Below are 20,673 nucleotides of genomic sequence, written 5' to 3' on the forward strand. Positions count from 1 at the left end.
ATTGAATTTCGAATTTTTCGTAGTAAAACGCCTCATTGGCGCCAAAGGCCATAAAAGTAGTATTTCTGCCCCAATAATAAAAATTGCCATAACCGCTATTGCTATTGGGGTGATTATGATGTTGGTTTCCTTTGCTACGGGATTGGGACTGCAGGAGAAGATAAGGGATAAGATCGCCGCTTTTAACGGGCATATAAATATATCCAGTTACGATAATAATAGCTCGCAGGTTTCCCTGGAACCCATTTCCAAAGAGCAGGATTTTTATCCTGAATTCACCCGAGTGGACGGAATTGAGCACGTTCAGGCTGTGGCCACAAAAGCCGGAATAATAAGAACCGAAACAGATTTTGAAGGAGTCCTGGTGAAAGGTCTGGGAGAGGATTATAAGTGGGAAAATTTTGAAGAATTTATAACATCAGGTGAAATTCCTGAATTTACCGGAACGCTCAATGATGAGGTGATGATCTCGGCCTACCTTTCTAACAGGTTAGGTTTACAGATTGGAGATAAAGTGCCTACTTATTTTCTGAGGGAAGAAAGTGACCGGCCGCTGCTTCGGGCTTTCGTAATTACGGGGATTTACAGTTCTGGCTTCCAGGAATTCGACGAGTTGTATATGCTTGCAGATATTAGGCATATTCAGCGTATCAATCGCTGGGAGGATGATGAGGTAGGAAATTTTGAGGTTTTTATAAGTGATTTTGGTGAACTGGACGAGAAAGGTCAGGAAGTTTATGAAAACACGGGTTCGTTTCTTGATGCGCAAACGATCAATCAGAAATATTATTCCATTTTTGAATGGCTGGAGCTGTTTGATTTCAATATTGCGCTTATCATCGGGATAATGATTCTGGTTGCGGGAATAAATATGATCACCGCCTTGCTGGTTTTAATCCTGGAACGCACCCAGATGATAGGAATTCTGAAAGCTTTAGGAAGCGGAGACTGGAGCATAAGAAAGATATTTTTGTACAATGCAGGCTATCTTATCCTATTAGGGTTATTCTGGGGAAATCTTATAGGAATAGGCTTGCTGCTGATTCAGAAATATTTTAAATTATTCCCATTGAACCCTGACACCTATTATGTAACCGAAGTTCCGGTTTATATAAACTGGGATTATATTCTTGCAGTAAATATCGGCACCCTGATATTATGTATGCTGATGCTGTTGATCCCATCGGTGATCATTTCAAAAATATCCCCCGCAAAAGCTATTAAATTTGAATAAAATGAAAGCCATAAGAGTTATTTCGACTACTATGGTGAGTTATAATTGTTAAAACTTTTTATGGAATACGCAGAAAACATTTTAGGCACCATCGGGAACACTCCTTTGGTGAAGATGAATAAAATAACGAAAGATATAGATGCCCTGGTCCTGGCCAAATACGAGACTTTTAATCCCGGTAATTCTGTAAAGGACAGAATGGCCGTAAAAATGATAGAAGAGGCAGAGAAAAGCGGAAAATTGAAACCGGGCGGCACCATAATTGAAGGGACCTCTGGAAATACCGGAATGGGCCTTGCCCTGGCGGCCATCGTGAAAGGTTACAAGATGGTATGTGTGATCTCAGATAAACAAAGCAAGGAAAAGATAGATATTCTTAAGGCTGTTGGTAGTGAAGTAATAGTTTGTCCTACTGATGTTGCACCGGAAGATCCAAGGTCTTATTATTCAACTTCAAAAAGATTGGCTGAAGAAACGCCTAATTCGTGGTATGTGAACCAATATGATAATCTGGCCAATACCCAGGCCCATTACGAAACCACAGGCCCTGAGATTTGGAGACAAACCGATGGAAAGGTCACCCATTTTGTGGTTGGGGTAGGAACCGGAGGAACAATTTCGGGAGTAGGGAAATATCTGAAAGAACAAAACCCCAATATCAAAGTTTGGGGAATCGATACTTATGGTTCGGTATTTAAGAAATACCACGAAACCGGGATCTTTGATAAAAATGAGATCTATCCTTACGTAACCGAAGGAATTGGAGAAGATATTCTGCCTAAGAATGTAGATTTTAGCGTAATAGACGGATTTACCAAAGTGACCGATAAAGATGCGGCCATATATACCAGGAAGCTGGCCAAAGAAGAAGGTTTCTTCCTCGGGAATTCGGCCGGAGCAGCGGCAAAGGGACTGCTTCAGTTAAAAGAGCATTTTACCAAAGACGATGTGGTGGTAGTTTTATTTCACGATCATGGCAGCAGGTATGTTGGAAAAATGTACAATGATGAGTGGATGAAAAAGATGGGATATCTGGAATAAACTGTTTGTGGTCCTATATTTTAATTTTCCTCCCATCCCCAGGGTGCTCCTGGGTTTCCCACCGGTTGGCTTAAATCGAATTCAACAGAGAAATCGGTATCAGAGCCTATACGTTTTAAATTATAGGTAAAATTGTCTTCATCGAGACCAATAAACCAAACATTGGTAGCTGCTGCCGGAAGTAATTCGGCTGTTTCCATGTCGGCAGGAAAAACTTGTAGATCGGCAAGTCCTGTATTTGTTGCTTGTCCGCCATACTGTGTGATCCTGTCTTCTGAACCATCGCGGTGACGGTGGTCGTGTTTTAATTTTATCTTGTTGTCCTTAAAGGTAAGCACCCAGGTACGTGATTTATCGTCTCCTACAAAGAAGGGAATTTTAATACTGTTTTCATCGCAGGACCTCACGTGCATGATAAGCTTCTTACCTGCGAAATCCTCTCCGGGATTCTCACTGGTTATTGTGCCCTCATAAGCTTCCCCGCAGTGACCTTGTAGCTGTGTCCAGAATTTTTCTGCCGGACTTTGCTGAGCATAAAAAAAGGAAAAGCTTAAAAATAAAATTAAGGAAAAGTAGATCTTTTGCATACTTAAAAGTTTTGGGTTATTGCAAAATACAGTATTTTCAGGCTTAAAATAAATTTGGATGAAAAAAATATTACTAATTCTGATAGTCGCTGCCTTCGTCATCAGCTGCGGAAGTCTCGTTGAAACAGTGCAGGAAGATGTAGATCGTGAGTATGAGATGAATTACAGTTATTTAGCCCTGGGAGATTCTTATACCATAGGTGAAGGTGTAGCTGAAGATGAGCGCTGGCCAGTCCAACTGGTAACTAATTTACGCGACAGGGGATATAAAGTTGCGCCTCCAAAAATTATCGCCCAAACGGGCTGGACCAGCCGAAATCTTTTTAAGGCGATGGAAAAGGAGTTGAATTATACCCGCAAGTTCGATCTGGTTTCAATTCTCATAGGAGTGAATGATCAATACCAGGGGAAAACCATAAGAGAATATGAAGAAGATCTAAGAGAAGTGTTTAGAATGGCGCTTAATTATTCAAAAACACGTGAGCGGGGAGTCTTCGCTTTAAGTATTCCAGACTATGGAGTAACTCCTTTTGCCGGGGAGAACTCTGAAGAGATCTCGGCTGAAATCGCTGAATTCAACGCGGTTTTCAGAAGGCTTGCCGAAGAATATGACGTTGACTTTTATAACATCACTCCCATTTCCCGGGAAGCCGCCCGCGATCCCGGGCTGCTTGTAGAGGATGAGCTTCATCCCAGTGGTACGATGTACCGCTATTGGGTTGAAGAGATTATAGATGAAATCACCCAAAAACTGCCAAACTAAGGCGGGGATTTTTAAAGAGGTAGGGAGTTTTCTAAATTTAATAAATGCAAGAAGATTTTCTACATTATCTCTGGAAACATAAAAAATTTGATTTTACCCGGGCCCGCACCTCAGATGGTCAACCTATTGTACTGGTAGATCCGGGGATGCATAATTATAATTCTGGTCCTGATTTTTTTAATGCGAGAATACGCATTGGGAATCAGCTTTGGGCAGGAAATGTGGAAATTCATTTGAGAGCTTCAGACTGGTATTTTCACCGGCATGAGACCGATAGCAATTATGACAATGTAATACTTCACGTTGTCTGGGAAGATAATATTGAGGTATACCGGAAGAATAATTCTATAATCCCAAGCCTGGCTTTAAGCGGGTTGGTTGACAGAGCTCTGGTAAACAAATATCGGGACCTGGTAACGACCCGGGAGAAATGGATCAATTGCGAAAAAAACTTTCCTGAGATAGATGAATTTAAATTGCGGCATTGGCTCGAACGGGTTTATTCTGAGAGACTGGAAAATAAATCGGAGTTGATTCTGGAAATGCTAAAGGCTTCTGAAAATAATTGGGAAGCGGTTTTGTTTAGGCTCCTTTCCAAAAACTTCGGGTTGAATGTAAACGGAGACGCTTTCCTGAGCTTTGCCCAGAGTTTTGATTTTACCCTGGTTCAAAAATGTGCTTTAGAGAGGTTAAATCTGGAGGCTTTGTTTTTTGGACAGGCCGGTTTTCTTGAGGAGGATTTTTCAGAAACTTATTTCGAAAATCTTAAAAGGGAATATGAGTTCCTGCGGCATAAATATCAACTTAAAAATGAACAGGTTATCCATCCTAAATTCTTTAGGTTGAGACCCGATAATTTTTCAAATATCCGGCTCTCCCAGCTGGCTTCGCTGTATCACCGGCATAAGAATCTTTTTTCTGAACTTATCAGGGCGAAGGAGCTCAATTCTATTTTTGAGATTTTTAAGGTAGAAACTTCAGAATTCTGGCAGACCCATTATAGTTTTGATAAATCCCATAAAAAACGAGCCAAAAGGATTACAAATAGTTTTGTAGACCTTGTTGTGATCAATACTGTTGTGCCCCTTAAATTTTGCTATGCTCGTGAAACAGGTGAGGAACCGAAAGAAGATATACTGAAAATATTAACCGAAATAAAAGCCGAAAGCAACAGTGTCATCGATAAATTTAATTTTTTGAGACCCGGCACCGCGAGAAATGCTCTGGATTCCCAAGCAGTTCTTCAGCTAAAAAACAACTATTGCGATTTGAATAAATGTTTGAATTGCGAAATTGGAGCAGGCTTATTACAGGCTGTAAATTAATTGGGAAAGTTTATCTTTGCATTATGCTTACCCTGATTCACAACATAAGATATTTTTTTGAAAGACGTGGTTTCTATGTTTCTTCCCGCCTGGCCGATAAAATCGGGATGCGGGCAAAGAGTGTGCGACTATTCTTTATCTATGCGTCTTTTTTCACCATGGGAATTGGTTTTGTGGTTTATTTGACCCTGGCATTTTGGCTAAAACTCAAAGACCTGGTTTATACAAAACGCTCTTCTGTTTTCGACCTATAAATTGGTTTTGAAACTGGGAGAATATTCATTTTTAACAATTCCTTTAGAATTTAACTCCTAAAAATTTGAAAAAGGCTATTTTTTTAGCATCTTGCTTCGCTGAAAAATAAGATGCTTAATTAACTAATAATCTATATGGGAAAGTATATACTTTCATTGTTCTTTTTATTTTCAATTGTAGAAGTAAACGCTCAGGAACTTGAAGTTGAGGCCAAATTAGGGAATCCTTCAAACGTAATTAATAATGGTTTTATAGATCTGGATGTAAGCGGGGGAGTTCCTCCCTATACCTATAAATGGTCTCATCAGGAAACCGGTTTAAATTCAGAGCGTGCTGAAGGCCTAACCGAAGGAATTTCTTATAACATTATAATCACCGATAGTGAAGGCACCTCTACCACCCGGTCCTACAAGGTGGAGGCCGAAGCAATTACCGAACACTTCAATGGTACCTTCGTTCCTATAGTAGAAAGTATGACAGCCATTCTCTTCTGGGATCCATTTTCTGCAATTGGGGTATATGATCCAATAGCTTATGCCGATATAAAAAATGTGCCTACTCCGGGCTGGGAAGCCGGGATTGAAGAGCGTTTTGTTCTTAAGGAATGGAGGGTTGCAGAAGGAGAACACGTGGAAGAAGGCGATCTTATCGCAATTATAGCTTCAGAAAAGGGCCCCGATATAAATGCTTACGCTAATGCGACCGGTCAACTTCAGTACAAAGTACAGGAGGGCGGGGTTATTTATGATTATGAGAATACTCAAGATGTTATCCAGGCCGGGGCGCATTTTCTTGCCAGTATAGAATATGACGAACCGGAAATGTTGACTCACCCTAACGGGGATCCTCAAACCCACAATATTCCCTTTATCGTAATCTGGCTGATCTTTGGTGCAGCCTTTTTTACAGTTAGAATGGGCTTTATTAATTTTAGAGGATTCAGGCATGCGTTAGACCTGGCCAAAGGGAAATATGACGATCCTAATGCTCCTGGAAGTATTACTCACTTTCAAGCTCTTACAACTGCTGTTTCGGCAACCGTTGGTTTAGGGAATATTGCCGGAGTAGCCGTGGCAGTTTCCCTGGGAGGGGCAGGAGCCACCTTCTGGATGATCGTTGCCGGTATTTTAGGAATGTCTTCCAAATTTGTGGAATGTACTTTAGGGGTAAAATACAGATTTATTAACTCCGAAGGCCGAATCTTCGGAGGTCCGATGAATTACCTGCGCTACGGACTTGAAAAAAGAAATATGCGCGGACTCGGGAAATTTCTGGCAGCATTTTTCGCTATTCTTGGGATAGGAGCTTCTTTTGGAGGAGGGAATATGTTCCAGGCGAACCAGTCTTTTGAGATTCTCTCAGGACAATTCCCAATGTTAGTTGGAAATGGATTCTGGTTCGGGTTAGTGATCGCTGTACTTGTTGGTATTGTAATTATTGGAGGTATACAGAGTATTGCTAAAGTAACCGGGAAAGTAGTTCCTTTTATGGCAGGTGTATATATTTTGGGAGCACTTACAGTTATCATTATAAACTATGAAAATATAGGACCTGCTTTTGCAGCAATTTATAATGGAGCGTTTAATCCAACAGCATTAAAAGGGGGGATTATAGGAGTACTGGTAGTAGGATTCCAGAGGGCTGCTTTCTCTAACGAAGCCGGAGTAGGATCTGCTGCGATCGCTCACTCTGCTGCAAAAACAAATCATCCGCCTTCTGAAGGTTTTGTGGCTTTGCTTGAGCCCTTTATAGATACCGTTGTGGTATGTACCTTAACTGCTTTGGTTCTTATCTTTACCGGAATGCACGAGATAGAAGGTGTAGGAGGAGTACAATTAACCTCTGATGCTTTTGCCAGTGTTATTTCCTGGTTCCCTTATGTACTTGCTTTGGCGGTATTCCTTTTTGCTTTTTCAACAATGATCTCCTGGTCATACTACGGAATGCGTTCCTGGACTTACCTTTTTGGAAAAAGCAAAAAAACTGAACTGGTATATAAAGTACTTTTCCTGGTATTTGTAGTGGTGGGAGCATCCATTAGTTTAGGTGCTGTTCTTGACTTCTCAGATATGATGATACTTGCGATGTCTTTTCCTAATATTATCGGGCTTTATATAATGTCTGGTGAGGTGCGGGAAGATCTTAGAGAATATTTCCGTAAATTAAAGGCCGGCGAGCTGTTTAAAAAACAGCAGGAGGCCAAAGCGAGCTAACTTAATTTACAATGAAAGGTTTAAGATCCCATTTTGTTTTTTCGAGAAATCAACAAAATGGGGTCTTTCTTTTGGTATTAATTGTTTTAGTGCTGCAGGGAGTTTATTATTTTATGGATTCCAATGCCGGGAATGCTATTTCTGCAGAAGATGAGGAAATAGAAAGATTTCAGAAGCAAATAGACTCTATTAGAACCGCAAAAGCAGCTGCTGATACCCTGAAGATATTTCCTTTTAACCCTAATTATATAACGGATTACCGTGGCTACATTCTCGGTATGAACCTGGAAGAAATAGATCGGCTTCATAAATACCGGGCCGGGGATAAGTGGGTAAACTCGGCATGAGAATTTCAGAAAGTAACAGGAGTTTCTGATTCTTTGCTCCAAATTATTTCCCCTTATTTTAAATTTCCGGAATGGGTAACTAATCCCAGACGAACCCAGTACCAAAAATCAAGTGTGGTTAACCGAAGTTTTTCTGAGAAAACTGACTTGAATAAAGCCACTGCAGAAGAGCTTCAGGAAATAAACGGCATCGGGGAAGTGCTTTCCAGGAGAATCATAACTTATCGCAATAAGATTGGTGGTTTTGTAAACGACATTCAGCTAAAGGATATTTACGGGCTGAATTACGAAACCCGTGAAAAACTAAATGCGCAGTTCACTGTAAAAAGCAAACCACCAGTAGAAATCATAGACATTAATGAAGCCGGTTTGCTGGAGTTAAGTGAAGTGCCATATATTGGCTATGAGCTGGCAAGGGAAATTATTGACTACAGATTGTTACACGAGAAAATTAATAATTTTGAGGAATTATCAAAATTAGAGCGATTTCCGGGGGATAAGATTGATAGGATTCAATTATATTTGAGCCTTGATTAAGATTTCTGAATTATCTTTCTAAACGGGATTTACCTGAATTTTTTATTTCGGAATCTTGAAAAATCATTTTATTTTTAACAAGTTAAAATTTAAAGGGTAAACTTCAGCTAACCCTAAAACCTATTATTAGCGCATGAACAGTATGTATTTTACAGAAGAACACGAACTATTCAGAAAGAGTTTTAAGGATTTCCTTCATAAGGAGGTTGTGCCTTATATAGATAAATGGGAGAAAACCGGAGAGATCGAGCGTTTCATCTGGAAGAAATTCGGGGAAATGGGATATTTCGGCCTAAATCAACCTGAAGAATACGGCGGAATGGGTCTGGACCTTTTTTATACGGTAATCTTTCTGGAAGAATTGCAAAAGATCAACTCCGGCGGATTTGCTGCAGCTATGTGGGCGCATGCATACCTGGCGATGACTCATGTGAAGACAGAAGGTAGCGAAGAGATTAAGCAGAAATACCTGACTCCAAGTATAGACGGCGAGAAAATAGGATGCTTATGTATTACTGAGCCCTTTGGAGGTTCCGATGTTGCAGGAATGCGAAGTACTGCCGTTAAAAAAGGAGACAAATATATCCTGAATGGATCTAAGACCTTTATCACTAACGGTGTGTATTCAGATTACCTGGTAGTAGCCGCTAAAACCGACCCCGGGAAGGGGGGTAAGGGGATGAGCATTTTTATGGTAGATCGCGATACTCCCGGAATTTCTTCCTCTAAACTCGATAAACTGGGCTGGAGAGCTTCAGATACTGCTGAAATAGCTTTTGACAATGTAGAGATCCCGGCCGATCATTTGATGGGCGAAGAGAATAAAGGCTTTTCATATATTATGGAGCATTTTGCAATGGAACGATTGATTATGGGGATAAACGCCCATGCGCGCGCCGCATATGCCCTGGATTATACCCTGGAATATATGGCCGAAAGGGAAGCCTTCGGAAAGACTATTAATAAGTTTCAGGCATTAAGGCACAAAATTGCCGATATGGCGAGTGAAGTTGAAATGTGTCGGGAATTTAATTATTCGGTTACCAAAAGAATGCAGGCCGGGGAATATGTGGTGAAAGAAGCCAGTATGTCTAAGCTGCTTTCTACTAAAATTGCCGACCAGGTAATCTATGATTGTTTACAGATGTTGGGCGGTTATGGTTATATGGAAGATTACCCGCTTGCAAGAATGTTGCGCGATAGCCGTTTAGGGCCTATTGGAGGAGGAACCTCAGAGATTTTGAGAGAGATAATAGCCAAGATGATCATCGATAAAAAGGAATATAAACCCGCGGCAAAATAAATTTTATGCCCCGCAGGAAATAATCTGAATAATAATTGTGGGTTTGTATAATTGAATTATATTTGCAGCCTAATTTTTAATGAAAGGAGGTGACACTATGTTAATAATACCAGTAAAAGACGGAGAAAATATTGATAGAGCGCTGAAGCGTTTTAAGAGAAAATTCGATAAAACGGGCACGATGCGTCAGTTGAGAAGTCGTCAACATTTCACAAAGCCGTCAGTAGAACGTAGGGCTCAAATCCAAAAAGCAGAATACATTCAGCATTTAAGAGATCAAGAAGACATCTAGAGCTTTTTAATCATTTCCGTGAAGGCGGAAATCTTATTGCAGAAAGTTTCTCTTACAGAGATTTAAAATTAAATCCAGGATAGCCTTGCTTCTTGGTATTGCAATATAACTGTTGGTAAACTAAAGTTTCATAACTTTGTTTTCCAACAGTTTTTTTATGCCCTTTTCCCAGTTTCTGGATTATTTGCATTTAGAGAAGAATTACTCTGCGCATACCCTTACCGCCTACAAGGCTGATCTTTCTGCGTTTCAGAATTTTTTAAAAGAGGAATTTGATTCTGAAGATCTGACTGAAGTAAACTATCCACAAATAAGAACCTGGATCGTGAGTCTGGTGGAAAGTGGGATCTCTAACAGGAGTGTTAACCGGAAAGTATCATCTTTAAAAGCATACTATCGGTTTCTGCAAAAAACCGGGCACATGGAGATTTCTCCCCTTGCTAAACACAGGGCCCTAAAAACTCCTGTGAAAGTACAGGTGCCATTTTCAGAAAAAGAAGTAAAGCAGGTGCTTGATTCCTTCGAAACTGATACTTTCGTGGGAATTAGAGACAAGCTCATTGTTGAATTGTTTTATACCACGGGGCTTCGTCGAATTGAGCTTATCAATATTAAAGCTGGAGAAATCGATGAAGAAAATCAGGTAATAAAGGTTTTAGGTAAGCGAAATAAGGAAAGATATATTCCTTTACTGGCGTCGGTTTGTGAATCGGTTAAGGCTTATCGAAGCGCCAGAAAGGCTTTGGAAGTGAGTCTGAATGGAAACCATTTTTTTATTTCTGAATCCGGCGTTAAATTATCTGAAAGTTTTGTTTATAGGATTATTAATAATTACTTTAGTAAGGTGTCGGGGAAGCTAAAAACGAGTCCGCATATTCTAAGGCATAGCTTCGCGACACACTTATTGAACCAGGGAGCCAATCTCAATGCTGTAAAAGAGTTGCTGGGCCATTCGAGTCTTGCTTCAACTCAGGTATACACTCACAACAGCATTGCTGAATTAAGCAAAGTTCATAAAATGGCGCATCCCCGGAACAAGAAAGACTAATTCAATTATTGTTTAATTAAACTCTTCAACATTATGAAAGTGAACGTGCAGTCTGTAAATTTCAATGCTGACCAGAAACTCATTGATTTTATTCAAAGGAAATTAGATAAACTAGACAACTATTTTGATAAGATAATTTATGCTGATGTATTTCTGAAAACAGAGAACTCCAGTGATAAAACTAACAAAACCACAGAAATTTTGCTCAGTATTCCCGGGGGAGAGTTAATAGTCAAAAAGACCTGTAAAAAATTTGAAGAATGCGTAGATGAATGTGTTGGGTCCCTACAAAGGCAATTAATTAAACGCAAAGAAAAAATGAATGCTCACGTTTAGATGATTTTTTTTCACAGATTTGTTTTGTGAAAGGAATAATTTATTTACATTTGCAGTCCGTTAGAAATAGCGGACTTTTTTATGTTAAAAAGTAGGCTTAGAGGCCGATGTAGCTCAGCTGGCTAGAGCAGCTGATTTGTAATCAGCAGGTCGTGGGTTCGAGTCCCTCCATCGGCTCTTGAAATTTTGAAAAGGAAAGAAAGTCGTTTTGTGTATAAAATATTTCAGAGATTAAAATTCTGAAGTTGAGGCGGCTAAAAATTGTTCTTAAGATTTTTGAAAAAATGCTTTGGATGCTGCTGTAAAATTCATTTAATTTGCAGCCGTTTTAAAAAACATCATAAAGCTTAACCGGTAGTGGTTATGGTTCTATGAAATAGTGGAAAATTTGTTTTGGGGAGATACTCAAGCGGCCAACGAGGGCAGACTGTAAATCTGCTGTTTTTAACTTCGCAGGTTCGAATCCTGCTCTCCCCACTTTTTGATTCAAGGTTCAAAATTCTGGGTTCAAAGTTAATCTTGAATTTTAAATTTTGAATGTAATGCGGGAGTAGCTCAGTTGGTAGAGCGTCAGCCTTCCAAGCTGAATGTCGCCGGTTCGAACCCGGTCTCCCGCTCAAGAGAAGGTCGTCACGCCTGAGGCGTGACCTCCCGCTCTAAGTCTTTCTGAGGAAGATAATATTTGATTATAAATGGATTGAATGTTGTTGGGGTTAGAAAGCAGGGTGAGAAGCCTGTCCTGAGTGAGCTTGAAGAGCGAATCGAAGGGAACCCGGTCTTCCGCTCTGATTTTTTGGTAGATAAGGTGTTTAATTAGCCTTTGAGTCAGAATAGGAATAAGCAATTCTAAGACCCGTAAGCCTGAAGCTGGCTTATGGTATTTTTTGTTTTCCGAAAAAAAACATAGGGGGTTATGCTTCCTTAAAAGCCGACGTAGCTCAGGGGTAGAGCGTTTCCTTGGTAAGGAAGAGGTCACGAGTTCAATTCTCGTCGTTGGCTCTAGATTTTGTATAAAATTGAACACTAATATATAACTAAGATTAAATAAGTATTAATTATGGCAAAGGAAACTTACGATCGGTCCAAGCCGCACCTTAATATAGGTACTATTGGACACGTAGATCACGGAAAAACGACTTTAACTGCTGCTATTACTAAGGTAATGGCTGATGCTGGTTATTCAGAAGCGAGTGCTTTTGATCAAATCGATAATGCACCTGAAGAAAAAGAAAGAGGTATTACAATTAACTCTTCACACGTAGAGTATTCAACTGCAAGTCGTCACTATGCTCACGTTGACTGTCCTGGTCACGCCGATTATGTAAAGAACATGGTTACAGGTGCTGCTCAAATGGATGGTGCTATTCTTGTTGTAGCTGCGACTGATGGACCTATGCCACAAACTCGTGAGCACATCCTTCTTGGACGCCAGGTTGGTATCCCTAGAATCGTTGTGTTCTTGAATAAAGTAGACCTTGTTGATGATGAGGAGCTTTTAGAGCTAGTTGAAATGGAAGTAAGAGATCTTCTTTCTTTCTATGAGTATGATGGTGATAATGGTCCTGTAATTTCAGGTTCTGCACTTGGAGCTCTTGAAGGTGATGAGAAATGGGGTAAAACCGTTCTTGATCTTATGGAAGCTGTAGATAGCTGGATTGAACTTCCGGAACGTGATGTAGATAAGCCTTTCTTAATGCCAATCGAGGATGTATTCTCTATTACTGGTCGTGGTACCGTTGCAACTGGTCGTATTGAGACTGGTGTTGCAAACACCGGAGATCCTGTAGAGATTATTGGTATGGGTGCTGGAAAACTTACTTCTACTATTACAGGAGTTGAGATGTTCCGTAAGATTCTTGATAGAGGTGAAGCTGGAGATAACGTTGGTATCCTACTTAGAGGTATTGAAAAGTCTCAAATTTCAAGAGGTATGGTAATTACCAAGCCAGGATCTGTAACTCCACATGCCAAATTTAAAGCTGAGGTTTATATCCTTAAAAAAGAAGAAGGTGGACGTCACACTCCATTCCATAACAACTACCGTCCTCAGTTTTACGTGCGTACAACTGACGTAACAGGAACAATTAACCTTCCTGATGGTGTTGAGATGGTAATGCCAGGTGATAACCTTACTATTACTGTAGAACTTATTCAGGCTATTGCTATGAATGTTGGGCTACGTTTCGCTATCCGTGAGGGTGGTAGAACAGTAGGTGCTGGTCAGGTTACTGAGATTCTAGACTAATTAGAGTTCTTATATAAAAAGGTGTCCTGGTTAACAGCCGGGATACCTTCACTTATATTTACGGGTTTAGCTCAGTTGGTAGAGCACTGGTCTCCAAAACCAGGTGTCGGGAGTTCGAGCCTCTCAACCCGTGCAGAAAAAAAGAAGCGAGAAGCCTGTCCTAAGGGAAACTGAAGGAAGTCTCTCAATCCGTTCAAATACTTTGAAAGAAATGGCAGGAATTGTTAATTATATATCCGAATCTTACAACGAGTTAAAGAACCATGTTACCTGGACAAGCTGGCCAGAAGCTCAAAGGCTTACCATTCTTGTAGCGGTATTTTCTATAATCTTTTCACTGGCAATATGGGGTGTAGACACCGTATTTAGTGGGATTATTGAAGAATACTTCAAGTGGATTAAATCTTAAAAAAAGCAGGAAATGGCAGATGTTAAGGATAAAAACTGGTATGTAGTCCGGGCTGTAAGTGGTCAGGAGAATAAAGTTAAGGAATATATTGAGCGGGAGATCGCTCATAATAATCTTGAAGATTATATTGACCAGGTTTTGGTTCCTACCGAAAAGGTAATCCAGATAAGAAACGGAAAAAAAGTTAATAAGGAACGAGTTTATTTTCCTGGATACGTAATGGTGCAAGCCAATCTTGGAGGAGAAATCCCTCATATTATTAAATCTATCAATGGAGTAATTGGCTTTTTGGGTGAAACCAAAGGCGGTGATCCGGTACCTCTGAGAAAGTCTGAAGTAAACAGAATGTTAGGTAAGGTAGATGAACTTTCGGTTAAGGCCGATAATGTTGCAATACCTTTTACCATTGGAGAAACCATTAAAGTTATCGATGGTCCTTTTAACGGGTTTAACGGTACTGTAGAAAAGATTAATGAAGAAAAGCGTAAGCTTGAAGTAATGGTGAAGATCTTCGGAAGAAAAACACCATTGGAATTGAGCTATATGCAAGTAGAAAAAGTATAAAGATTATATTGTTACATAGTTTTTTCGATAGTTTTTTAAAGCTTCCACTATAACAAACTATCACCTAAAAATTGAAAAAATGGCAAAAGAAGTAAGTAAAGTTGTAAAACTACAAGTTCGCGGGGGTGCTGCTAACCCATCACCACCAGTTGGACCTGCTTTAGGTGCTGCCGGGGTAAACATCATGGAATTCTGTAAGCAATTCAATGGTAGAACCCAGGATAAACAAGGTAAGGTATTGCCGGTTGCGATTAATGTTTATTCAGATAAGTCTTTTGACTTTGTGATTAAAACACCTCCAGCTGCAGTACAGTTATTGGAAGCATCTAAAACGAAAAAAGGTTCAGGGGAACCTAACCGAAAAAAAGTAGCAAGTGTTTCTTGGGATCAGGTTAAAGCTATTGCAGAAGACAAAATGCAGGATTTAAATGCCTTCACTATAGAATCTGCTATGAAGATGGTTGCCGGAACAGCTCGTTCAATGGGAATAACTGTAAAAGGTAACGCACCGTTTTAATCCAAAAAGAAATTAAGAAATGGCAAAATTGACTAAAAAGCAAAAAGAAGCCCAATCTAAAATCGAAAGCGGTAAAACGTATTCGGTAGCAGAAGCTTCAGCTTTAATAAAGGACGTTTCCAATGAAAACTTTGACGCTTCTGTGGATTTAGCGATTCGTTTGAACGTAGATCCCAGAAAAGCCAACCAAATGGTAAGAGGTGTAGTAACCCTTCCACACGGTACTGGTAAAGATGTTAAGGTTTTGGCTCTGGTAACTCCTGATAAGGAAGAAGAAGCAAAACAAGCAGGCGCCGATTATGTTGGATTAGATGAATATCTGGACAAGATAAAAGGAGGCTGGACTGATGTTGATGTAATTATCACTATGCCTAGTGTAATGGGTAAATTAGGACCTCTTGGTCGTGTTTTAGGACCACGTGGGTTGATGCCTAACCCTAAGACCGGTACCGTAACTATGGATGTTGCAAAAGCAGTATCTGATGTTAAGGCTGGTAAGATCGACTTTAAAGTTGATAAAACCGGAATTGTACACGCAGGTATTGGGAAAGCATCTTTTGAGGCTGATAAACTAGCCGGAAACGCGAGAGAATTATTAACTACTTTGGTAAAATTGAAACCTCAGGCATCAAAGGGAGTATACATTAAAAGTATACACATCTCTTCTACTATGAGCCCAAGTGTGGAGATTGATACTAAAAGGTTCACTGAGCAATAATTAGATAGTTATGACAAGAGAAGAAAAATCAATAGTAATTGAAGATTTAACTGCCCAGTTAACTGATAATTCAATCATTTATTTAGCTGATATTTCCGGACTTAATGCCGGAGCGACCACAAATTTACGTAGAGCTTGTTTCAAGGCTAACGTACAACTGGCGGTAGTTAAGAATACCTTGCTTGCCAAAGCGATGGAAGGATCTGATAAAGATTTCGGTGATCTTCCTGGAGTTTTGAAAGGCAACACCTCAATAATGATTTCTGAAACCGGTAACGCACCGGCCAAAGTAATCAAAGAATTCAGAAAAAAATCTGAAAAACCTCTTTTAAAGGGAGCTTTTGTAGAAGAAGCTGTTTATGTTGGCGATGAGTATCTTGATACCCTGGTTAACATCAAGTCTAAGGAAGAAGTTATTGGAGATATTATCGGATTGCTACAATCACCTGCTAAGAATGTTATTTCAGCACTTCAATCAGGTGGCGGTAAACTAGCCGGAATTCTTAAGACCCTTTCAGAAAAGGAAGGATAGTATAGTACGCACTTTTTAACAATTATATATTTAAAGAACATTTTAAAACGATAGAAAATGGCAGATTTAAAAGATTTCGCAGAACAATTGGTTAACTTAACCGTTAAAGAAGTAAACGAGTTAGCTGATATTTTAAAAGAAGAATATGGTATAGAGCCTGCAGCTGCTGCTGTAGCTGTTGCTGGTGGTGGTGCTGCCGGAGAAGGTGAAGAAGTTGAAGAGCAAACAGAATTCGACGTAATTCTTAATGCTCCAGGTGGATCTAAACTTGCAGTAGTTAAATTGGTAAAAGAACTTACCGGTCTTGGTCTTAAAGACGCTAAAGCATTAGTAGATGGCGCGCCTGCTCCAGTAAAAGAAGGAGTAACAAAAGATGAAGCCGAAGCACTTAAAGCACAGTTAGAAGAAGCAGGAGCCGAGGTTGAGCTTAAATAAGCTTGCCGAAGCAATATTATTTAGGTTTAGACCTCAGGATTCGCTCCTGAAGGTCTAAACCCTTTTGCGTATATAGAGCTAAAGCTTTATAACGCGCAGTTTTTTTATATAATTTATAATCCGTCCATTGATGTTAGCAAAGCAAACTGAAAGAGTGAGTTTCTCTTCTGTAAAGAACAGGCCTGATTACCCTGACTTTCTGGATATCCAGATCAAGTCATTTCAGGATTTCTTTCAATTAGAAACCAAATCAGAGGAGCGGGGAAACGAAGGCCTTTATAACACCTTCCTTGAAAACTTCCCTATTACGGACACCCGTAATCAATTTGTACTAGAATTTTTAGATTATTTTGTGGACCCGCCAAGATATTCCATCCAGGAATGTATTGAACGTGGCCTCACTTACAGTGTACCACTTAAAGCAAGATTAAAGCTTTATTGTACCGACCCTGAACATGAAGATTTTGAAACTATCGTACAGGACGTTTATTTGGGAACCATCCCTTATATGACCCCTAGCGGTACTTTTTGCATCAACGGCGCAGAGCGTGTGGTAGTATCTCAATTGCACCGTTCTCCCGGGGTTTTCTTTGGACAGTCTTTCCATGCGAATGGAACCAAACTTTATTCTGCCCGTGTAATTCCTTTTAAAGGTAGTTGGATAGAATTCGCTACCGATATTAATAGCGTTATGTACGCTTATATCGATAGAAAGAAAAAATTACCTGTTACCACCCTTTTCCGTGCTATCGGATTTGAGCGTGATAAAGATATCCTTGAGATCTTTGACCTTGCAGAAGAGGTAAAAGTTTCTAAGACAGGACTTAAAAAAGTATTAGGCCGTAAACTGGCCGCTCGTGTGTTGAACACCTGGTATGAGGATTTCGTAGATGAAGATACCGGAGAGGTGGTTTCAATAGAACGTAATGAGATCGTATTAGACCGAGATACCGAACTTGAAAAAGAGCATATCGAGGAAATCCTTGAAACCGGAACCAAGACCATTCTTCTTCATAAAGAAGATAACTCCACCGGAGATTATGCTATTATTCATAACACCCTTCAAAAGGATCCCACCAACTCTGAAAAAGAAGCGGTAGAGCATATTTACCGTCAATTACGTAATGCCGAGCCACCAGATGAAGAAACTGCACGTGGTATTATTGACAAACTATTCTTCTCAGATCAGCGATACAGCCTTGGAGAAGTTGGGCGTTACAGAATGAACAAAAAACTTGGTCTTGATGTTTCTATGGATAAGCAGGTGCTTACCAAAGTAGATATCATTACCATTGTAAAATATCTTATCGAGTTAATTAACTCGAAAGCTGAGATCGATGATATTGACCACCTTTCCAACCGTCGTGTTAGAACTGTTGGTGAGCAATTGTCTCAGCAGTTTGGAGTGGGACTTGCCCGTATGGCTCGTACCATTCGTGAGCGTATGAACGTTCGTGACAATGAGGTTTTTACCCCAATCGATTTGATCAACGCGAAGACCCTATCTTCTGTGATCAACTCTTTCTTTGGTACCAACCAGTTGTCTCAGTTTATGGACCAAACCAACCCGCTTGCTGAGATCACTCACAAGCGTCGTCTTTCAGCTCTTGGGCCAGGTGGTCTTTCCAGAGAGAGAGCAGGTTTTGAGGTTCGTGATGTTCACTATACCCACTACGGAAGACTTTGTCCCATTGAAACACCAGAAGGGCCTAACATCGGTCTGATTTCTTCGCTTTCAGTATATGCCAAGGTTAACGGAATGGGATTCATTGAAACTCCCTATCGTAAAGTTAGCGAAGGAAAACTGAACCTTTCAGAAGAACCCATTTATCTAAGCGCAGAGGAAGAGGAAGATAAGAAAATCGCTCAGGCTAATATTCCTCTTACAGAAGATGGAACGATTGATACAGACAGAGTTATTGCCCGTATGGAAGGTGACTTCCCGGTAGTAGATCCAAAAGAGATTCATTATACCGATGTTGCTCCAAACCAGATCTCTTCGATTTCGGCTTCGCTAATCCCGTTCCTGGAACATGATGATGCCAACCGTGCCTTGATGGGATCTAACATGATGCGCCAGGCATTACCATTGTTAAGAGCCGACTCCCCAATTGTAGGGACCGGACTAGAGCGCCAGGTAGCTACAGACTCCCGTGTATTGATAAATGCTGAAGGAGAAGGAGAAGTAGAATATGTAGACGCGAAGAAAATCATTATCAAGTACGACAGGACCGAAGAGGAACGAATGGTAAGCTTTGATAGTGATTCAAAATCTTACAATCTTATTAAATTCCGTAAAACCAATCAGGGCTCTTCCATCAACCTTAAACCTATTGTTAGTGTTGGAGACAGAGTAACCAAAGGACAGGTTTTATGTCAGGGATATGCTACTGAAGCGGGGGAACTTGCTCTTGGTAGAAACATGAAGGTTGCCTTTATGCCCTGGAAAGGATATAACTTTGAGGATGCGATTGTAATTTCTGAAAAGGTGGTTAGGGAAGATATTTTCACCTCTATCCACATCGATGAATATTCCCTGGAAGTTCGGGATACCAAATTAGGTAACGAAGAATTGACAAATGATATTCCTAATGTTTCAGAAGAAGCAACCAAAGATCTTGACGAGAATGGAATGATTAGAATTGGTGCCGAAGTTAAACCCGGCGATATTCTTATCGGTAAAATTACTCCTAAAGGTGAAAGCGATCCAACTCCTGAAGAGAAATTGCTTAGAGCTATTTTTGGAGATAAAGCCGGAGATGTAAAAGATGCTTCTCTAAAAGCTTCCCCATCGCTTAACGGGGTTGTGATTGAGAAAAAACTTTTTGCCCGAGCAATTAAAGACAAGCGTAAGCGTGCTCAGGATAAAGAAGATGTATCAGCGCTTGAGAAGAAGTACGATGCTAAATTCGCCAATCTAAAAGCAGAGCTTATAGACAAGTTGTTCGCTATTATTGGCGGAAAAACGGCTCAGGGTGTCCAAAACGATTTAGGAGAAGAAGTATTGCCAAAAGGGAAGAAATATACCCTTAAAATGCTTAATGCTGTAGACGATTATACCCACCTTACTCACGGTACCTGGACTACAGACGACCACCTTAATGCATTGGTGGCCGATCTTATCCATAACTACAAGATCAAAGAAAACGATCTTCAGGGTAACCTGAGAAGAGAGAAGTTTACCATCTCTGTTGGAGATGAGCTTCCTTCAGGAATCCTTAAGCTTGCTAAGGTTTATATCGCTAAGAAACGTAAACTAAAAGTAGGTGATAAAATGGCAGGACGTCACGGTAACAAAGGTATTGTTGCAAGAATCGTTCGCCAGGAAGATATGCCATTCCTTGATGATGGAACTCCTGTGGATATCGTGTTGAACCCTCTTGGGGTACCATCGCGTATGAACATCGGGCAGATCTATGAAACGGTACTTGGATGGGCAGGACAAAAGCTTGGTAAGAAATATGCAACTCCAATTTTTGATGGGGCGACCATTGACCAGATCAATGAGCTTACCGATGAAGCAGGAATTCCACGCTTTGGTCATACTTATCTATATGATGGTGGGACCGGAGACCGATTTGATCAGCCTGCAACTGTTGGTGTGATCTATATGCTGAAACTAGGGCATATGATCGAAGATAAGATGCACGCACGTTCTATCGGACCGTATTCACTTATTACTCAACAACCTCTTGGTGGTAAAGCACAGTTTGGTGGCCAGCGTTTTGGTGAGATGGAGGTTTGGGCACTTGAAGCTTATGGAGCTTCTGCAACCCTGCGCGAGATCTTGACCGTGAAATCTGATGATGTGATAGGAAGGGCAAAAACCTACGAAGCAATCGTAAAAGGCGAGCCTATGCCAGAACCGGGACTTCCAGAATCTTTCAACGTACTTATGCACGAATTGAAAGGTCTTGGATTGGATATTAAGTTAGAAGAATAATACACTGTTTTAGAACACGGGGACGCCTG

At 40.3% G+C, this 20,673-nt stretch carries 21 protein-coding genes and 5 tRNA genes; 25 read left to right on the forward strand and 1 reads right to left on the reverse strand.

Going from position 1 to position 20,673, the window contains the following annotated elements:
• Position 1: 1 nt before the first annotated feature.
• Complete coding sequence (locus BM266_RS02845; protein ID WP_093405619.1) at positions 2-1,234, forward strand: ABC transporter permease; 1,233 nt, start codon at positions 2-4, stop codon at positions 1,232-1,234.
• Positions 1,235-1,294: 60 nt separating this feature from the next.
• A complete protein-coding gene (locus BM266_RS02850; protein ID WP_093405621.1) occupies positions 1,295-2,275 on the forward strand; it encodes a PLP-dependent cysteine synthase family protein in 981 nt (326 codons plus the stop codon).
• Between the two features lie 20 nt (positions 2,276-2,295).
• On the opposite strand, the gene BM266_RS02855 is transcribed toward BM266_RS02850, so the two are convergent.
• Entirely contained in the window at positions 2,296-2,862 is a 567-nt protein-coding gene (locus BM266_RS02855; RefSeq protein WP_093405624.1) for a hypothetical protein, read from the reverse strand.
• A 58-nt stretch (positions 2,863-2,920) separates the two neighbouring features.
• Between BM266_RS02855 and BM266_RS02860 the strand changes: the two genes are divergently transcribed.
• The 23 genes from BM266_RS02860 (at position 2,921) to rpoB (ending at position 20,644) form a co-directional block, all read left to right on the forward strand.
• On the forward strand, positions 2,921-3,625 hold the full coding sequence (locus tag BM266_RS02860) for an SGNH/GDSL hydrolase family protein (RefSeq protein ID WP_093405627.1): 705 nt from the start codon (positions 2,921-2,923) through the stop codon (positions 3,623-3,625).
• 44 nt (positions 3,626-3,669) lie between these two features.
• Entirely contained in the window at positions 3,670-4,950 is a 1,281-nt protein-coding gene (locus BM266_RS02865; RefSeq protein ID WP_093405629.1) for a DUF2851 family protein, read from the forward strand.
• A gap of 23 nt (positions 4,951-4,973) precedes the next feature.
• A complete protein-coding gene (locus tag BM266_RS02870; RefSeq protein WP_093405633.1) occupies positions 4,974-5,204 on the forward strand; it encodes a PspC family transcriptional regulator in 231 nt (76 codons plus the stop codon).
• A gap of 135 nt (positions 5,205-5,339) precedes the next feature.
• Positions 5,340-7,418, forward strand: coding sequence for an amino acid carrier protein (locus BM266_RS02875; RefSeq protein ID WP_093405635.1), 2,079 nt, complete (start codon positions 5,340-5,342; stop codon positions 7,416-7,418).
• Positions 7,419-7,429: 11 nt separating this feature from the next.
• Complete coding sequence (locus BM266_RS17310) at positions 7,430-7,765, forward strand: hypothetical protein (protein ID WP_245760372.1); 336 nt, start codon at positions 7,430-7,432, stop codon at positions 7,763-7,765.
• Positions 7,766-7,912: 147 nt separating this feature from the next.
• Entirely contained in the window at positions 7,913-8,302 is a 390-nt protein-coding gene (locus BM266_RS17315; protein ID WP_245760373.1) for a ComEA family DNA-binding protein, read from the forward strand.
• 133 nt (positions 8,303-8,435) lie between these two features.
• Entirely contained in the window at positions 8,436-9,605 is a 1,170-nt protein-coding gene (locus BM266_RS02885) for an acyl-CoA dehydrogenase family protein (RefSeq protein ID WP_093405638.1), read from the forward strand.
• Positions 9,606-9,702: 97 nt separating this feature from the next.
• Positions 9,703-9,897: a 30S ribosomal protein S21 gene (gene rpsU / locus BM266_RS02890; protein ID WP_081211342.1), complete on the forward strand. Its 195-nt coding sequence runs from the start codon at positions 9,703-9,705 to the stop codon at positions 9,895-9,897.
• 157 nt (positions 9,898-10,054) lie between these two features.
• Positions 10,055-10,945 (forward strand): tyrosine-type recombinase/integrase, encoded by an 891-nt coding sequence (locus BM266_RS02895; protein ID WP_093405640.1) that lies wholly within the window; start codon positions 10,055-10,057, stop codon positions 10,943-10,945.
• Between the two features lie 33 nt (positions 10,946-10,978).
• Complete coding sequence (hpf, locus tag BM266_RS02900) at positions 10,979-11,281, forward strand: ribosome hibernation-promoting factor, HPF/YfiA family (RefSeq protein ID WP_081211346.1); 303 nt, start codon at positions 10,979-10,981, stop codon at positions 11,279-11,281.
• Positions 11,282-11,384: 103 nt separating this feature from the next.
• A tRNA-Thr gene (locus BM266_RS02905) sits at positions 11,385-11,458 on the forward strand.
• Positions 11,459-11,676: 218 nt separating this feature from the next.
• Positions 11,677-11,758, forward strand: a tRNA-Tyr gene (locus BM266_RS02910).
• Positions 11,759-11,825: 67 nt separating this feature from the next.
• Positions 11,826-11,898: transfer RNA gene (locus BM266_RS02915), tRNA-Gly, on the forward strand.
• A 310-nt stretch (positions 11,899-12,208) separates the two neighbouring features.
• Positions 12,209-12,280, forward strand: a tRNA-Thr gene (locus BM266_RS02920).
• A 58-nt stretch (positions 12,281-12,338) separates the two neighbouring features.
• Complete coding sequence (gene tuf, locus BM266_RS02925; RefSeq protein ID WP_093405643.1) at positions 12,339-13,526, forward strand: elongation factor Tu; 1,188 nt, start codon at positions 12,339-12,341, stop codon at positions 13,524-13,526.
• 60 nt (positions 13,527-13,586) lie between these two features.
• Positions 13,587-13,659: transfer RNA gene (locus tag BM266_RS02930), tRNA-Trp, on the forward strand.
• Between the two features lie 78 nt (positions 13,660-13,737).
• A complete protein-coding gene (gene secE, locus BM266_RS02935) occupies positions 13,738-13,935 on the forward strand; it encodes a preprotein translocase subunit SecE (protein ID WP_093405919.1) in 198 nt (65 codons plus the stop codon).
• 12 nt (positions 13,936-13,947) lie between these two features.
• Positions 13,948-14,499, forward strand: coding sequence for a transcription termination/antitermination protein NusG (nusG, locus tag BM266_RS02940; RefSeq protein WP_093405645.1), 552 nt, complete (start codon positions 13,948-13,950; stop codon positions 14,497-14,499).
• A gap of 79 nt (positions 14,500-14,578) precedes the next feature.
• The gene (rplK, locus tag BM266_RS02945) at positions 14,579-15,016 is read left to right on the forward strand and encodes a 50S ribosomal protein L11 (RefSeq protein ID WP_093405648.1); all 438 of its coding nucleotides are present in this window, start codon (positions 14,579-14,581) and stop codon (positions 15,014-15,016) included.
• Positions 15,017-15,035: 19 nt separating this feature from the next.
• Positions 15,036-15,734, forward strand: a complete 699-nt coding sequence (gene rplA / locus BM266_RS02950; protein WP_093405650.1) for a 50S ribosomal protein L1 — start codon at positions 15,036-15,038, stop codon at positions 15,732-15,734.
• A gap of 10 nt (positions 15,735-15,744) precedes the next feature.
• The gene (gene rplJ / locus BM266_RS02955; RefSeq protein ID WP_093405653.1) at positions 15,745-16,266 is read left to right on the forward strand and encodes a 50S ribosomal protein L10; all 522 of its coding nucleotides are present in this window, start codon (positions 15,745-15,747) and stop codon (positions 16,264-16,266) included.
• A 57-nt stretch (positions 16,267-16,323) separates the two neighbouring features.
• The gene (rplL, locus tag BM266_RS02960; RefSeq protein ID WP_093405655.1) at positions 16,324-16,701 is read left to right on the forward strand and encodes a 50S ribosomal protein L7/L12; all 378 of its coding nucleotides are present in this window, start codon (positions 16,324-16,326) and stop codon (positions 16,699-16,701) included.
• Positions 16,702-16,831: 130 nt separating this feature from the next.
• Complete coding sequence (gene rpoB, locus BM266_RS02965; protein ID WP_093405657.1) at positions 16,832-20,644, forward strand: DNA-directed RNA polymerase subunit beta; 3,813 nt, start codon at positions 16,832-16,834, stop codon at positions 20,642-20,644.
• Positions 20,645-20,673 lie beyond the last annotated feature (29 nt).

Origin of the sequence: Salegentibacter flavus, assembly GCF_900115145.1 — a bacterium.
Classification (GTDB): domain Bacteria; phylum Bacteroidota; class Bacteroidia; order Flavobacteriales; family Flavobacteriaceae; genus Salegentibacter; species Salegentibacter flavus.

Excerpts from the sequence above, each read along its gene's own strand:
- BM266_RS02870 (WP_093405633.1), top strand. The coding sequence starts at position 4,974 with ATGCTTACCCTGATTCACAACATAAGATATTTTTTTGAAAGACGTGGT.
- tuf (WP_093405643.1), top strand. The coding sequence starts at position 12,339 with ATGGCAAAGGAAACTTACGATCGGTCCAAGCCGCACCTTAATATAGGT.
- hpf (WP_081211346.1), top strand. The coding sequence starts at position 10,979 with ATGAAAGTGAACGTGCAGTCTGTAAATTTCAATGCTGACCAGAAACTC.
- secE (WP_093405919.1), top strand. The coding sequence starts at position 13,738 with ATGGCAGGAATTGTTAATTATATATCCGAATCTTACAACGAGTTAAAG.
- BM266_RS02865 (WP_093405629.1), top strand. The coding sequence starts at position 3,670 with ATGCAAGAAGATTTTCTACATTATCTCTGGAAACATAAAAAATTTGAT.
- BM266_RS02875 (WP_093405635.1), top strand. The coding sequence starts at position 5,340 with ATGGGAAAGTATATACTTTCATTGTTCTTTTTATTTTCAATTGTAGAA.
- BM266_RS02885 (WP_093405638.1), top strand. The coding sequence starts at position 8,436 with ATGAACAGTATGTATTTTACAGAAGAACACGAACTATTCAGAAAGAGT.
- rplK (WP_093405648.1), top strand. The coding sequence starts at position 14,579 with ATGGCAAAAGAAGTAAGTAAAGTTGTAAAACTACAAGTTCGCGGGGGT.
- BM266_RS02850 (WP_093405621.1), top strand. The coding sequence starts at position 1,295 with ATGGAATACGCAGAAAACATTTTAGGCACCATCGGGAACACTCCTTTG.
- rplL (WP_093405655.1), top strand. The coding sequence starts at position 16,324 with ATGGCAGATTTAAAAGATTTCGCAGAACAATTGGTTAACTTAACCGTT.
- rpsU (WP_081211342.1), top strand. The coding sequence starts at position 9,703 with ATGTTAATAATACCAGTAAAAGACGGAGAAAATATTGATAGAGCGCTG.
- rplJ (WP_093405653.1), top strand. The coding sequence starts at position 15,745 with ATGACAAGAGAAGAAAAATCAATAGTAATTGAAGATTTAACTGCCCAG.
- BM266_RS02860 (WP_093405627.1), top strand. The coding sequence starts at position 2,921 with ATGAAAAAAATATTACTAATTCTGATAGTCGCTGCCTTCGTCATCAGC.
- rpoB (WP_093405657.1), top strand. The coding sequence starts at position 16,832 with ATGTTAGCAAAGCAAACTGAAAGAGTGAGTTTCTCTTCTGTAAAGAAC.
- BM266_RS02895 (WP_093405640.1), top strand. The coding sequence starts at position 10,055 with ATGCCCTTTTCCCAGTTTCTGGATTATTTGCATTTAGAGAAGAATTAC.
- rplA (WP_093405650.1), top strand. The coding sequence starts at position 15,036 with ATGGCAAAATTGACTAAAAAGCAAAAAGAAGCCCAATCTAAAATCGAA.
- nusG (WP_093405645.1), top strand. The coding sequence starts at position 13,948 with ATGGCAGATGTTAAGGATAAAAACTGGTATGTAGTCCGGGCTGTAAGT.
- BM266_RS17310 (WP_245760372.1), top strand. The coding sequence starts at position 7,430 with ATGAAAGGTTTAAGATCCCATTTTGTTTTTTCGAGAAATCAACAAAAT.
- BM266_RS02855 (WP_093405624.1), bottom strand. The coding sequence starts at position 2,862 with ATGCAAAAGATCTACTTTTCCTTAATTTTATTTTTAAGCTTTTCCTTT.